At 65.7% G+C, this 14,427-nt stretch carries 11 protein-coding genes, 1 tRNA gene and 1 pseudogene; 4 read left to right on the forward strand and 9 right to left on the reverse strand.

Features of this window, described 5'->3' with window-relative positions:
- Window positions 1-11 precede the first annotated feature (11 nt).
- Complete coding sequence (locus tag RHO23_RS21150; protein WP_423488296.1) at window positions 12-686, forward strand: aminodeoxychorismate/anthranilate synthase component II; 675 nt, start codon at window positions 12-14, stop codon at window positions 684-686.
- A 3-nt stretch (window positions 687-689) separates the two neighbouring features.
- On the opposite strand, the gene pknB is transcribed toward RHO23_RS21150, so the two are convergent.
- The 7 genes from pknB to RHO23_RS21185 all read right to left on the reverse strand — a co-directional run bounded on the left by pknB (window position 690) and on the right by RHO23_RS21185 (window position 10,268).
- Complete coding sequence (gene pknB, locus RHO23_RS21155; RefSeq protein ID WP_423488297.1) at window positions 690-2,576, reverse strand: Stk1 family PASTA domain-containing Ser/Thr kinase; 1,887 nt, start codon at window positions 2,574-2,576, stop codon at window positions 690-692.
- Window positions 2,576-3,838, reverse strand: a complete 1,263-nt coding sequence (locus RHO23_RS21160; protein WP_423488298.1) for a protein kinase domain-containing protein — start codon at window positions 3,836-3,838, stop codon at window positions 2,576-2,578. Before RHO23_RS21160 ends, pknB begins: the two co-directional genes overlap by 1 nt.
- Window positions 3,835-5,349: a penicillin-binding transpeptidase domain-containing protein gene (locus RHO23_RS21165; protein WP_423488299.1), complete on the reverse strand. Its 1,515-nt coding sequence runs from the start codon at window positions 5,347-5,349 to the stop codon at window positions 3,835-3,837. The genes RHO23_RS21160 and RHO23_RS21165 overlap by 4 nt, the downstream gene beginning before the upstream one ends.
- Complete coding sequence (locus RHO23_RS21170) at window positions 5,346-6,779, reverse strand: FtsW/RodA/SpoVE family cell cycle protein (RefSeq protein ID WP_057966662.1); 1,434 nt, start codon at window positions 6,777-6,779, stop codon at window positions 5,346-5,348. Before RHO23_RS21170 ends, RHO23_RS21165 begins: the two co-directional genes overlap by 4 nt.
- Window positions 6,776-8,290 (reverse strand): PP2C family protein-serine/threonine phosphatase, encoded by a 1,515-nt coding sequence (locus RHO23_RS21175; protein ID WP_070915877.1) that lies wholly within the window; start codon window positions 8,288-8,290, stop codon window positions 6,776-6,778. Before RHO23_RS21175 ends, RHO23_RS21170 begins: the two co-directional genes overlap by 4 nt.
- On the reverse strand, window positions 8,287-8,751 hold the full coding sequence (locus tag RHO23_RS21180; RefSeq protein WP_030098149.1) for an FHA domain-containing protein FhaB/FipA: 465 nt from the start codon (window positions 8,749-8,751) through the stop codon (window positions 8,287-8,289). Before RHO23_RS21180 ends, RHO23_RS21175 begins: the two co-directional genes overlap by 4 nt.
- A gap of 161 nt (window positions 8,752-8,912) precedes the next feature.
- Window positions 8,913-10,268 (reverse strand): FhaA domain-containing protein, encoded by a 1,356-nt coding sequence (locus tag RHO23_RS21185; protein WP_030098150.1) that lies wholly within the window; start codon window positions 10,266-10,268, stop codon window positions 8,913-8,915.
- Between the two features lie 255 nt (window positions 10,269-10,523).
- Here RHO23_RS21185 and RHO23_RS21190 point away from each other — a divergent pair.
- A tRNA-Leu gene (locus RHO23_RS21190) sits at window positions 10,524-10,606 on the forward strand.
- Window positions 10,607-11,472: 866 nt separating this feature from the next.
- On the opposite strand, the pseudogene RHO23_RS21195 reads toward RHO23_RS21190, so the two are convergent.
- Both RHO23_RS21195 and RHO23_RS21200 read right to left on the reverse strand, forming a co-directional pair.
- Window positions 11,473-11,604 (reverse strand): annotated as a pseudogene (locus RHO23_RS21195) (IS3 family transposase); the annotation flags it as partial.
- Window positions 11,605-11,669: 65 nt separating this feature from the next.
- On the reverse strand, window positions 11,670-12,278 hold the full coding sequence (locus RHO23_RS21200) for a TetR family transcriptional regulator (protein ID WP_005087684.1): 609 nt from the start codon (window positions 12,276-12,278) through the stop codon (window positions 11,670-11,672).
- Window positions 12,279-12,359: 81 nt separating this feature from the next.
- Here RHO23_RS21200 and RHO23_RS21205 point away from each other — a divergent pair, with 81 nt between their 5' ends.
- Window positions 12,360-13,415, forward strand: coding sequence for a saccharopine dehydrogenase NADP-binding domain-containing protein (locus RHO23_RS21205; protein ID WP_005087685.1), 1,056 nt, complete (start codon window positions 12,360-12,362; stop codon window positions 13,413-13,415).
- 59 nt (window positions 13,416-13,474) lie between these two features.
- Window positions 13,475-14,389, forward strand: coding sequence for an alpha/beta hydrolase (locus tag RHO23_RS21210; protein WP_005087686.1), 915 nt, complete (start codon window positions 13,475-13,477; stop codon window positions 14,387-14,389).
- Window positions 14,390-14,427 lie beyond the last annotated feature (38 nt).

Genomic DNA, 14,427 nt, shown 5'->3' on the forward strand with positions numbered 1-14,427 from the left:
ACCCTTGACCTGTGCGCATCCTGGTCGTCGACAACTACGACAGCTTCGTGTTCAACCTGGTCCAGTACCTGGGTCAGCTCGGCGTGGACGCGACGGTGTGGCGCAACGATGACCCGCGACTGGCCGATACCGATGCGGTGGCCGCCGACTTCGACGGCGTACTGATCAGCCCCGGCCCCGGTACACCAGAGAGCGCGGGCGCGTCCATCGCGATGGTGCATTCCTGCGCGAAAACGGGCACCCCGCTGCTCGGGGTGTGCCTGGGACACCAGGCGATCGGCGTGGCGTTCGGCGGCACCGTCGACCGCGCACCGGAGTTGTTGCACGGCAAGACGAGCACTGTCGAGCATGAAGACGCCGGCGTGCTGCGCGGGCTGCCAAACCCGTTCACAGCCACCAGGTACCACTCGCTGACGATCCTCCCCGACACCGTGCCCGAGGGGCTTCGGGTGATCGCCCGCACCGCCAGCGGGGTGATCATGGGTGTCATGCACACCGAACACCCGATTCACGGGGTGCAGTTCCACCCGGAGTCGATCCTCACCGAGGCCGGGCACCGGATGTTGGCCAACTGGCTCACCTATTGTGGTGCGCCCCTTGATGAATCGCTGGTGCGCTCGCTTGAGGCAGAGGTCGCCTCGGCGCTGGACGGAGTCAGCGGACGTGTGAGCGCGCTCGGCGGCTGAGGTCTAGCCCGCGCCGAAGCGCAGCTTGATCGGTCCGTTGTAGTTGACCCCGGCACCGGCCGGGGGATCCTGCGAGACCACGCGAGCTCGGTTGTTGCCGTCGGAGGGCACGTCCTCGGTGGTCAGGCCTCCGCCTTGCCATCCGGCCTGATACAGCATCGGCTCGGCATCGGTCCAGAACTTGCCGACGAGGCTCGGCATGCGGAACTGACCGCCCTGAGACACCCGGATCTCGATGACCCCATCTTCGGCGAACATGGTTCCGGCGGCCGGATTCGTGCTGAGAATCTGCCCCTTCGATTCCGGGCTGGGGACCGGAATCACCGTGGGCGGTGCGGTGAAGCCATAGGTGGGCAGGTTCTTGAGGGCGACGTCGATGTTCTGCCCGACCAGATCCGGCGCGGGCTTCTCCCCCGGGCCCTTACCGACAACGATGGTGATGTTGTTGGTGACCGCCGAGTACTGTCCGGCCGGCGGGTTGGTGGCCATGACCCGGCCCTTGTCCTCGGGCAGCGATTTGGTCTCGCTCTGGGTGAAGGTGCCCTTGAACCCGGCGGCCTGCAGCTTCTTGACCGCGTCGCCGAAGCTGAGGCCATGGCAATCGGGCACCTGCTGGCTCTCCGGCCCGATGGACACGTTCAGAGTCACCTCGGAACCGGCCGTCACGGTAGAACCCTTCGCGGGATCGGTGTCGATGACTCTGTCGGGAGCAAGCTTTGAGCTCGTGTTCTTCTGGATCTTGGTCTTGAACCCGAGGTTCTGCAGGGCGGCGACAGCGTCGGCCTGGGACTTGCCCGTCACGTCGGGGACCTGGACATCACGCGAGGGGCCGTTGCCCAAGATGATGGCGAAGGTGACCACCACGGTCAGCACCACCAGCGCGGCAAGTCCGACCAGCCAGCGGCTCAGCGGATTGCGCCGCGGTTCTGCGTAATGGCTGGGCAGCGGGTTGGTCTGCGGCCCAGAGGCCGGGTAGGCCTTGGCGTTGGAGGGGGTGCTGAGCATGGAGCTGCGCTCGGCATCGGTGAGAACCTTCGGGGCCTCCGGCTGCTCGCCCTGATAGACCCGCATGAGGTCGGTGCGCATCTCGGCGGCGTTCTGGTACCGGTTATCGGGATTTTTCGAAAGTGCTTTGAGCACAACCGAATCAAGGCCGGGTGGAATCTCGGGGTTGTGCTTGGAGGGCGCTACCGGATCTTCACGCACATGCTGGTAGGCCACCGCGACAGGTGAATCGCCGACGAAAGGCGGCTCGCCGGTCAGCAATTCGTAGAGGACGCAGCCCAGGGAGTACACGTCGGAACGTGCGTCCACGGTCTCGCCGCGCGCTTGTTCCGGCGAGAGATACTGCGCGGTCCCGATGACCGCCGCGGTCTGGGTGACGCTGACGCCGGCGTCCGACACGGCCCGCGCGATCCCGAAGTCCATCACCTTTACCGCGCCGGTCTTGCTGATCATGATGTTGGCGGGCTTGACATCACGATGGATGATGCCGTGCTGGTGGCTGAAGTTGAGCGCCTGGCAGGAGTCGGCGATGACCTCGATCGCCCGGCGGATCGGCATGGGGCCGTCGTCCTTGACGATGTCGCGCAGGGTGATGCCGTCGACGTACTCCATGACGATGTACGGCAGCGGCCCGGTGGGTGTCTCGGCCTCGCCCGTGTCGTAGACGGCCACGATCGCCGGGTGGTTCAGTGCGGCGGCGTTCTGCGCCTCCCGGCGGAAACGCAGATAGAAGCTGGGGTCCCGGGCCAGATCGGCGCGCAGCACCTTGATCGCGACGTCACGGTTCAACCGTTGGTCGCGCGCCAGGTGAACCTCGGACATGCCTCCATAGCCGAGGATCTCCCCCAGCTCATAGCGGTCCGAGAGGTGCTGCGGAGTGGTCATTACGGTGATTTCGTCCCAGTGATCGGGTCCGGTTCGGCGACCGGAAGCAGAGCCACGATATTAGCTGGCGCAAGCGCTCCTGGCGAAGCTGAAGCCGGACTTGAGGGTGCCTCGCTGCTGGGCGTCGTCGCCGATGGGAGCGGCACGTCATTCTTCTGCTCACTTGCTCGCAGCAGGATGAGCGCCGCGATGATGATCGCGAAGATACCCAGCACCGCGGCGGCCCACATCAGGGCCTTCTGGCCGGGCGAGAACGTGCCACGCCGGGGTGGTGGCGGCCGGTGTGAGCCCGTCGGCGGTCGGGTGCGGGAGGTGGGCGGGGCAACCCGGCTGGGTGTCCCCATGGCGGGCCGCACCTGCGTGGCGGGCGGGATGGCCGCCGGCGTGGCCCTGCTGATGGTCGGCGCCTGGTTGGGCCGGGGTGGGCGGCGACCGGCACGCACCGCTGCCACCGCATCGGCGAACGGGCCGCCGCTGGTGTACCGATTCTGCGGGTTCTTCACCAGCGTGATCTCGATGAGCTCGCGCACGTTCGGGGGTAGATCGGCGGGCAGCGGTGACGGTGTTTCCTTGATGTGCTTCATCGCGACCGTCAGCGCGCCGTCGCCCGAGAACGGGCGCTTACCCGAAACTGCCTCGTAACCAACAACTCCCAGTGCGTAGACATCGCTGGCGGGCGTGGCGTCGTGACCCAGGGCCTGTTCGGGGGCGATGTATTGGGCAGTGCCCATCACCATGCCGGTCTGGGTGACCGGGGCGGCGTCCACGGCCTTGGCGATGCCGAAGTCGGTGAGTTTCACCTGCCCGGTGGGCGTGATCAGGATGTTGCCCGGCTTCACGTCGCGGTGCACCAGGCCCGCGGCGTGCGCGACCTGCAGGGCACGCCCGGTCTGCTCGAGCATGTCCAGCGAGTGACGCAGCGACAGTCGGCCGGTGCGCTTGAGCACCGAGTTCAGCGGCTCGCCGTGAATCAGTTCCATGACCAGGTAGGCGGTGCGGCCTTCACTGTCGATGTCGGTTTCGCCGTAGTCGTACACGCTGGCGATGCCGGGATGGTTGAGCATCGCCACGGTGCGTGCCTCGGCGCGGAAACGCTCGATGAACTCCGGGTCCGACGAGAACTCGGCCTTGAGCACCTTCACGGCCACTTTGCGGCCCAGGCGGCTATCGGTGCCCTCCCAGACCTGGCCCATACCGCCGGTAGCGATGAGCCGCTGCAACCGGTAACGGCCCGAAAGCGTTTCTCCCACACGAACTGTCATGAGGCCCCCTGTAGTGCTGCGGCGATGACCTGCCGCCCGATGGGTGCGGCGACGGAGCCGCCGGTGGCCGCCAGGGCGCGGTCTCCGCCATCTTCGACGAGTACCGCGATGGCCACCTTAGGGGTGACCGCCGTGGCTTGAGGATCCGATGTGGTGCTCGATGCCGGTGCAAAGGCGATGTACCACGCGTGCGGTGGGGTGTTACGCGGATCGGTGCCGTGCTCGGCGGTGCCGGTCTTGGATGCGATCTGCACGCTGGGGATGGCTCCGGTCTGTGCGGTGCGCTGTTCTGAGGCAATCATCAGTTCGGTCAATGTGTTCGCGATAGCGGGTGTCACGGCTTGGCCAATGTCATCCGGGGTGGTGGTGGACAGATTCGAAAGGTCTGGGCCCTTAAGGCTATCGACCAGGTGCGGCTGCATCAGCACACCCTTGTTGGCAACGGCCGCGGCGACCATCGCGTTCTGCAGGGGGGTCACCGCGACGTCCTTTTGCCCGATGCTCGACATCGCGACGGCCGCGTCGTCGGACATCGACCCGACGGTGGAAGTAGCCACCTGGAGTGGGATGCCGTCGATTTCGTGGTCGAGTCCGAATGCTTGCGCGGCCTTGACCAGCTTGTCGCGCTTGAGTTGTTCGGATCCGAGTTTGGCGAAGGCCGTGTTGCAGGAGCGCGCGAACGCCTCCTTGAGGGTGGTGTTGTCGCCACCGCCGCAGGAGGTCCTGTTGTAGTTCTCCAGGGTTGCGTTGCTACCCGGCAGGAAGATGGTTGGGGACGCGGTCACCTCGGTGTTGACGGTCTTGCCGTCGGCCAGTGCCGCGGCGGTGGTGATGACCTTGAAGGTCGATCCCGGTGGGTAGGTCTGCGAGATCGCGCGGTTCAGCATCGGCTGGGCGGGGTCTTCCTGCAGCTGCTTCCAGGCCGCGTTCTCCTTCTCGGAGTCCTGGCTGGCCAGCAGATTGGGGTCGTAGGAGGGCGTCGACACCATCGCGAGGATCTTTCCGGTGGAGGGCTCGAGCGCGACCACCGAGCCGCGGCAGCCGTTTTTGCAGCCGTGCTGCATGGCGTCGTAGGCGGCCTGCTGCACATCGGGACGGATGGTGGTGACCACGCTGCCGCCACGCGGATCGCGACCCGTGAAGAAGTCTGCGAGCCTGCGGCCGAACAGCCGGGGATCGGATCCGTTGAGCACGCTGTCCTCGGCGCGCTCCAGCCCGGCGCTGGAGTAGTTGAGCGAGTAGAAACCGGTGACGGGCGCGTACACCAGTGGATCGGCGTACTGCCGCAGGAACCGGAAGCGACTGTCGGTGGCCACCGAGGAGGCGAGCAACTGCCCGCTTGCCGATATCTGCCCCCGCTGGCGCGAATACTCGTCGAGCAACACCCGCTGATTGCGGGGGTCGGCGCGCAGTCCGGGTGCTGTGAACACCTGGGTGAGAGTGGCATTGGCCAGCAGCAGCACGACCAGTCCCATGACGACGAGAGACACCCGGCGGATCGATGTGTTCATACGCGATCGATCAGTTCCGTCCGGGCCTCCGCGATGGGGGCGGCGTTGGGTGCGGAGGTGGTGGTGAGCGGTCGCCGGGCGATATGCGAGATGCGCAGCAGGATGGCCAGCAGCACGTAATTGGACACCAGTGACGAGCCGCCGTAGGAGATCCAGGGCGTGGTGAGCCCGGTCAGCGGAATGAGTTTGGTGACGCCGCCGACGACGATGAACAGCTGCAGCGCCAGCGCCGCCGAGAGGCCGGAGGCCAGCAACTTGCCGAAGCTGTCGCGCACCGCCAGTGCGGTGCGGAAGCCCCGGACGATGAGGATGGTGAACACGAGCAGCACTCCGGCCAGGCCGACTAGTCCGAGTTCCTCACCGATCGCGGCGATGATGAAATCCGTTGAGGCGGCAGGAACTGTGCCCGGCTGACCGTTTCCGAGACCGGTGCCGAAGATGCCACCGGTGGCGAAGCTGAACAGCGACTGCATCATCTGGTAGCCGTTGCCATCCGCATCCGCGAAGGGGTCGAGCCAGGTTTCGACGCGCACGCGCACATGTGCGAATAGGAAGTACGCCAAGAACGCGCCGACGACGAAGAGGCCCAGGCCGATCAGCACCCAGCTAATCCGTGCCGTGGCGATGTACAGCACCGTCAGAAATGAGGTGTACAGCAGCAGCGAGGTACCCAGGTCCTTCTCAAAGACCATGACGCCCACGGAGATTGCCCACACCGCGAGCAGCGGGCCCAGGTCCCTGGCCCGGGGCGACTCCACGCCCCAGTAGCTGCGGCCGGCGGTGCGAAACAGGTCGCGTTTGGTCATCAGGAAGGCCGCGAAGAACACCAGCAACAGGATCTTGGCGGCCTCGGCGGGCTGAATCGACAAGAACGGCAATTCGATCCAGATCTTGGCGCCATTTCGTTCCGAGGCCGAGGACGGCAGCAGCGCGGGGATGGCCAGCAAGACGATGCCGACGATGCCGAAGGTGTAGCCGTACCGTGCCAGCACCCGGTGATCCTTGACGACTGCCAGGATCCCGACGAGCGCGGCGACACCCACCAGCGTCCAGAGCACCTGCGCGTTGGCTTCCACAGTCTCGGAGCCATCGCCGGCGGCCGCTTTCGCCAGGTCCAGGCGATGAATCATCACCAGCCCGAGGCCGTTCAGCAGGGCGACGCACGGCAGCAACAGCGGATCGGCGTAGGGGGCGTAACGGCGGATTCCCAGATGCGCCAACGTAAACAGGACGAGGTACGCAAGACCGTACTTCAATAGATCCCAGGAAAGACCACGCTCAAGGTTGGCCTCGACCAGGATCAGGGCCACGGTGGTGATCGCGGCGGCGAACCCGAGGAGCCCCAATTCCGCGCTACGTCGTGTGGATTGGGGCGGTGGCGAGGTGCCTGCCCCACGGGCCACTACAGCGGTTTGGGGCGCCGTCGTCATGACACGGTCCGGCAGGTGACGCCCGGCTCTTGTGGTGGCGCCGGCAGTGGCGCCGGCGCGGGGGTGGATGTTGTGGTCTGCGTGGTGCTTGCGCCGGGCGTCGCCGGAGACGTGGGCGCGGGCGACGGCCGCGTGGTTGTGGTCGTCGTCGTGGGGGATCCGGACGTGGCGGACGGAGAACGACCCGCGGTGGTCGGTGCGGGCGGCGCCGTCTTGGGTGCGGGGGGCGCGCACGGGGGCAACGCGCTCTTGGTGAGCTGACGTAGCTGGCCGATGGCCTGGTCGAGAGTGCCGCCGGGTAGGCCGGTTTCGACCTGCTGACGCTCCGACGGACGCAGATCGGACACCTTGAAGTACTTGCAGGACAGGCTGGATGCGGACTCGCCGTAGCTCACCAGCGACAGGTCGCCCCGGCTGTCGAGGCAACCCACGAGGTCCGGCCGCTGCAGCCGATAACCCAGGAGTGAGCCCTGGACGCCCTGCATGATGGAGACGTTGCCTTCGTAGGCGCTCACGTAATAGTTGTTGAGCACCACGCGGCGGCCTATCGCCAGACCGGCCAGCGCGATCAACACCACGAGCACCGCCGCGATCAGCCAGCGGAGCCGGCGTTTCTTGGGCCGTGTGGCTTCGGAATCGGCTGTGTCACTATCGGATTCGTCCGGAGTGGGCTCGGGTTCTTTGAGGGCGCGCTGGATGGCGGCGGCCCGTCCGGCGGCAGTGTTCGGCGGAGGGGTGTCGGTGTCGGAATCGGCGGATATCGCCCCCGCCACGATCGGGCGCGTCTGTCCGTAGTCCAGCTCCACGACATCGGCGACGACGACGGTGACGTTGTCGGGTCCGCCGCTGCGCAGCGCCAGCTCGATGAGCCGGTCGGCGGCGGCGGAGACATCGGGGATCTCCAACGCCTCGGCGATGGTTTCGTGGCTCACCGGATCGGACAGCCCGTCCGAACAGAGCAGGTATCTGTCACCCGCCTGCGCCTCACGGATCACGAGAGTGGGCTCGACCGGAGCGCCGGTGAGCGCGCGCATGATGAGCGAGCGCTGCGGATGGTTGTGCGCCTGTTCCGGAGTGATGCGACCCTCGTCGACGAGGGTCTGGACGAAGGTGTCGTCCTTGGAGATCTGCGCCAGCTCGCCATCGCGCATCAGGTATGCGCGTGAGTCGCCGATATGCACCATGCCCAGCCGCTTGCCGGTGAACAGGAAAGCCGTCAGCGTGGTGCCCATGCCGTCGAGCTCGGGCTCGGCCCGCACATGGTCGGCGATCGCCGCGTTACCGGAGTGCACCGCGTCGGCCAGCGTATCGAGCAGATCGCCGCCGGGCTCATCGTCGTCGAGTGGGGCCAACGCCGCGATGACCAGCTGTGAGGCCACTTCACCGGCGGCATGACCGCCCATGCCGTCGGCCAATGCCAAGAGGCGGGCACCGGCATAGACGGAGTCCTCGTTGTTCGACCGCACAAGTCCGCGGTCGCTACGCGCTGCGTAGCGAAGCACCAGTGTCACGAGCGCAGCTCGATCACTGTCTTACCGATCCGTACCGGCGTCCCCTGGGGAACCCGCAGCGCCGTCGTCACCTTCTCCCTATCCAGATATGTGCCGTTGGTCGATCCTAGATCCTCGACGTACCAATCGGCCCCGCGTGGCGATAGCCGCGCGTGCCGCGTCGACGAGTAATCGTCGGTGAGCACCAGTGTTGAGTCGTCCGCCCGGCCGATCAAAATGGGCTGGGTGCCTAGGGTGATCCGGGTGCCGGCCAGGGCGCCCTCGGTCACCAGCAGGTACTGCATCTGCCGCCGGCCCGCCTTCGCGGGACTGATCGCACGCAGGTTCAAACCACGATTGGCCATCAGTTGACCGGTGGGGGCGTAGATATCGGTCCGCAGTATGCGCAGCACCGACCAGATGAACACCCACAACAGCAACAGGAACCCACCGCGGGTGAGCTGGAGCACCAGTCCCTGCATCCGGTTGTCGTTCCTCTCGCTGGTCCATCGCGCCTCGGCGAGGGTGTCCGGAAGACCGGACATATTCGGCAGGGCAACGATACTTGGCCGGGTTACCCGCCGGGGCTCGATACGTGCAGCCTGTGTCGACCGCGGCGTTGTGGGTGCGGTTCTCCTGCCCCCTACTGGACCCGAACGATGATCTCGGAGTGGCCCAGCCGGATGATGTCGCCGTCGGCCAACTGCCATTCGGTGACCGGTGCGTTGTTGACGGTGGTGCCGTTGGTCGAATTCAGGTCCGACAGCAGCGCGGCATGCCCGTCGAAGCGCACCTCGAGGTGGCGGCGTGAGACACCGGTGTCGGGCAGACGGAACTGGGCGTCCTGACCACGGCCGATCACATTGGTGCCCTCACGCAACTGGTACGTGCGTCCACTGCCGTCGTCCAGCTGCAGCGTGACAGTGGTGCGACCGGCACCGGCGCCGCCTCCAGTGGGGGCGCCGTAGTCGGGACTGCTCTGGTAGCCGCCGTGCTCGTAGTCGCCGTACTCGGGCTCGCCGTAACCACCCTGAGGTGATCCGTATCCGCCCTGCTGCGGCGGAGCACCGTAGCCACCCTGCTGCGGGTAGGCCGGGGGACGACCGTAGTCCTGGCCGGGAGGCGGACCCTGCGGTGCACCGTAGCCGCCGCCCTGCTCGTACTCGCCGTAGTTGGGACGGGGAGGCTCGCCGTATCCACCCTGCTGAGGCGGGGCGCCGTAGCCGCCCTGCTGCGGAGGTGCCGGGGGACGGCCGTATTCCTGACCGCCGCCATAGCCGCCCTGCTCGTAGCCGCCGCGGCCGCCTTGGTCGTATCCGCCCTGCTGCGGCGGGCGCTGCTGGTAGCCGCCTTGCTCGTAGCCGGCCGGTGGGCGACCGTAGTCCTGGCCGTACTGCTGGCCCTGTCCATAGCCGCCCTGGCGCGGGGGATATCCCTGGTCACCCTGCGGAGGCTGCTGACCACGTGGATCCTGTTCGGGACGTCCGTAGCGGTCGTCCTCTCGGCCGTACTCTTCGCCGGGGCGTCCCTGCTGGGGACCTGGGTTGTCAGTCATGGATGCTCCTGGTTGTGGATCCGGGGTCGAAGGGGCAGTCGTCACGGCGCCGTGCGTACGGTCCCGCTTGGTGTCGGGATTGACCACACCGCGCGTGCGAAACTGGCCGGTGTGCAAGTTCGGTGATTGTTCGAATCGGACAACAACTTCACCATACGTTTGCCACCCCTGATCGCGAATATATTCGCGCAGGTGTTCGGCGAACGTGTCTGCGTTGAGATCGCGGTCGTCGGCCGCCTTCTCGTGATCTCCGGTGCTGAGGAGAACAAAGAACTCGTTGGGAGCCAGCAGCCGTCCCTGGCCCGCTGACCGGACGCCGTCGGCGGCCTCGCGACGCAGTGAGGCCTGCACTTCCTGAGGGACGATGCTGCCGCCGAATACGCGGGCGAAGGCATCGCCGACCACGTCTTCTAGCTTGCGTTCGAAGCGTTGGACAATTCCCATGCCTCCTCCTTTCGGCGGTCGCGTGGCAGTTCTGAGCGCATGACACAGCGCTCCGCCACGAGCGGATCTCGAGTAGATCGTATCGGTTTGATGATCGTCGGCACCCACTCCTCTATTACGAGACGACATCGTCTTTGCACCAAGAGGCCTTCTATGCTCGCCATTTGAGAGGATTGACGTGTGTGCGCGGGCTCTGGCGGGCTGTTCGCGGTTCCAAGATGAGGCCGGGAGCGTGATAGGCTCTCGCGGTCGTTGGGGCGAGTGGCGGAATGGCAGACGCGCTGGCTTCAGGTGCCAGTGTCCTTCGGGACGTGGGGGTTCAAGTCCCCCTTCGCCCACAAGGAGTGGTTTGGGCGACTCAACGGCAAAAGGTCAGGAACTCGAAAGGGTTCCTGACCTTTGCTTTCGACCGCTTTCCGGGAGTGTTGCGTAGATCTCCACGGGTTCGGGACTTCGGAGCTCGCGTCCCGATCTGAACAAAGGCGGCATGGCGATTCTGTCTCTGTTGTACTGCTGGCAGGGGGTGCGTTTGCAGCCGTATTGCCAGCCGGTGGAGGTGCCGTGCTGGGGGTGACTTCGCGGGTGAAGCGGCGTCGCGTCATACACCGAACCCACGGAGCGCCCGAGATTTTCGGCCATCACTTTGATGCCCAGCGTGGGATCGGTGAGCACCGCGGTGTCGGCGGTGCTCACACGGCGGGAGCGGCCTGGTTTGTGGTCGCGCCCTCGTGGGTACATCATGCGGGCAGCGTGCACGGGGGCCATGGGGCGATTTAGCTGGATCGCGGCTGACCGCACGTGAGGGCCGGGTCCAGCGCTACCGTCAGCGCTTCTTCGGAACGTCGCCTGCCCACAGAACCGCTCATTTTCCGGATTACTCGGCTGTGTAGAGGTGGGGGTGCGGCGGACACCTCTGCGTGGGCACAGTAGGCGTCCCTCTGCGGTTAGCCCAGCCCTCGATCCTCGTGGATTTCGCAGGGCTTTCCACTCATACGATGTCGGTCTCGTTCTTAGCTGTGACTCGCAGCACTATCACGTGCGATCCTTCAAAGCCATTGCTGTGCTTACGATTACATAGGCCCGGCTAGTGGTCCTTGATGGTTGAAGACCCAAGGCGAAAGCGACAATTTGACCAATGTGATCCGTCGTTTATTGCGCGGGTTGAGTCTGCCCCTAGTTTGGTTGACTCGGTTCGGTCAACTTTCTAGGCCGCGATCGCGGCTTTGTTGATTTTCTCAAATTCGATGGGTGGGAGTTTGCCGAGGGCACGCTGGAGGCGCCGCCGGTCGTACGTCCGTTCGATCCAGTTCGCGATGGCTATTGCCAGTTGGTCACGGTTGTCTCAGCGGCAACGTTTCTTCGACGTGGCCCCTTCCGCAAGAGACTCACCTATTCGTCTGGCTACGGCGTTCCGCGGTCGGGCTGCTGGCCTCGGATCGGCGGCGTATTCGTCAATTGCCTTATGGCCGCTAGGGTCTGGTTGATCGTGGCTGAAAGGTCCGGGTCGCCGGGCTGGTTGAGCCAGCGGGTCGTCGCTATCCGAAACGTGGCCACAGCGATCTCGGCCGCTACCCGGGCGGTCAGGTCGTCGGTGCCGCGGTCGCGGAAGCCCTGCTCGAAAGCCTGCGTCATCAGCGTGAATTTGCGCAGCTCACGCTCTTGCAGAGCCGGTTCGGCGTCGACGGCGGCGCGGCGGCGTAATAGATCTTCGACGCTGCGACCCGCGAAGATCTGGGCTGCGGCGGGGGCCAGGCGTTCGGTGATCAGTTCCATAGGGGTTAGCGACGGCGGAGCCCCGGCCATGAGGTCGGCCACCTGACTGGGCACCAATTCCTCATGGGCGAATAACACTTCACGCTTGTCAGCGAAATACCTGAAGAATGTTCGGGTTGTGAGCCCGGCGCGCGCCGTGATCTGCGGCACGGTGGTTTCGTTGAAGCCCTGCTCAAGGAAGAGGTCAAGTGCAGCCTGTTCGAGCCGTTCTCGCGCACCCGGTTGCCAGCGACCCATAGCGACAGATTCTAGTGATGACACGTCGTGCCACGCTATGCAATACTGATGACATGACGTGTCATCACGATAGGGCTGAAAATGACCAGTGAGATCTGGGTGCTGGGCGCGACCGGCCGGATCGGCCGGGAGACAGTGGATCTTTTGCGGCGGGCGGGCGCCGAAGTGGTGGTGGCCGGCCGCGATCGGGAGCGGCTGGCCCAGGTGAGTCCACATAGCCGGGCGGTTACCGGCTCCTTTGAGGAGGTCTGCGCGCGGCTGTCCGCGGAGGCGCCGGCTGTCGTGATCAACACGGTCGGGCCATTTGCGATCACGGCGGCGCAGGTCGTGCGGGCGTGCCCGCCAGGCACGCACTACGTCGATGTCTCCAACGAACTGGTCGCGTTCGAGCAGCTCCACGGCATGGATGACGAGGCGGCGGCAGCTGGCCGCACCGTGGTTTTCGGGGCGGGCTTCGGCGTGATTGCGACCGAAAGCATCTTGCTGCATCTGCTGGCTGGCGAGGAAAAGCCGTCGCGAGTACGCGTCGATGCCATCGCGTCGGTGGCGACCGAACCCGGCATCATCGGGGAAGCGCTGGCCGCCATCATCGTGCAGGGGTTGCGTGACGGTGGACGTGAGGTGCGCCATGGTCGGCTGGTACGCACTGCGGCTGGCGGCGCGGCCGAACGATTGACCACCCCCGACGGCGATGTGGTCACCACTGCTTCTATGAACAGCGGTGATCTGTTTGCGGCCTGGCAGGCTAGCGGCGCACCGGCGGTAATCGGCGCCTCGGCCCTTGCCCCGGCCAACCCGGCCATCCGGGCGGCGCTGCCAGCGGTTGGGGCGTTGCTGCACTTGCCAGGTATGACCAGGCTCGCCGCTCGGCAGCTCGCCCGCATCGCGACGACCACGGCCAAAGAGCGTCCGCGCCGATCGTCGTGGGGCCGTGCCCGGATCGAATGGCCGTCCGGTCGCGTGCGTGAGGGCTGGTTGCGCACCGGCGACGCCATGGCGTACACGGCCGCTGCCGTCACCGAGGTGGCCCAGCGACTAGCCGCGGGAGAGGGTCGTCCCGGTGCGTTCACGCCGGGCAGGCTGTTCGGCCCCGACTTGGCGCTGGCCGCAGGCGCCGAATACCTGGTGACGGACTGAGACAAGACCCAGCGTGCCATCACCGGATGGCACCCAATTAACCCCCTGGAGGAAGTTCAATGTCTAATGCCGCCACCCGCCCGAAGCGCCGGGACATCGAATACAACGTGCGAGATATCACGGTGCGCGGATGGTTACAAGTACCGGACGGTCCAGGCCCGCATCCGGTGGTCATCCTCGCCCACGGTTTCGGCGGGCTGAAGGAGTGGACAATTCCCGAACTCGCCGACACTTTGGTCAGTGTCGGCATCGCGGCAATCGCTTTCGACTATCGCAACTTCGGTGACAGCGATGGGAGCCCACGCGAGGAGGTCGACCACTGCGGCCAGATTGAAGACTTCCTGGGCGCGATCGCCTACGCGACCACCGTGTCTGAACTCGACCCCGCCCGAATCGGGCTATGGGGAACCAGTCTCGGCGGCCGCAATGTCCTTGCCGCCGCGGCGATCGACTCGCGAGTCAAGTGCGTCGTCGCACAGGTTCCCGGCGTGTCCCTAAGTAGCCGGCTGTGGGTGGACATGATGCTGCCAGACAGCGACGTCGCGACGTTAGAAGCAGCCATCTTCGAAGACCAGCGTGACCGCCTTCTCGGCAAGGAGCCGCGCTACGTCTCCATGGATGCACCCCCAGACAGCGAGCCCGGGAGCTATCTGATCACGCACGGCGAAGAGGAGAGGCGTAACTGGCGCAAGCGAATTTCGCTGCAATCCTTCGCACCGACAGTCGTGGATGATCTCGCTTACTTGATTCCGAAAATCTCACCCAAGCCGCTGCTGATGATCCTCGCCGAACAGGAGCACCCAGCCCTGCTGGCTGGCCAGCGTTCCGCTTACGCGGCAGCAGGAGAGCCCAAGTCACTGCTGAAGGTCGACGGTCACCACTACTCGGTCTACACCGACTGGAAAGACGTGACGACCGCGGCCACCACGGACTGGTTCTTGGAACATCTCACACCTTCACAGTCTTGGCGCTGACTCTGCCCAGGTGAATCCCGACGCCCTTGATTAGAGAC

It is taken from the genome of Mycobacteroides sp. PCS013 (assembly GCF_049532645.1).
Lineage (GTDB): Bacteria > Actinomycetota > Actinomycetes > Mycobacteriales > Mycobacteriaceae > Mycobacterium > Mycobacterium gwanakae.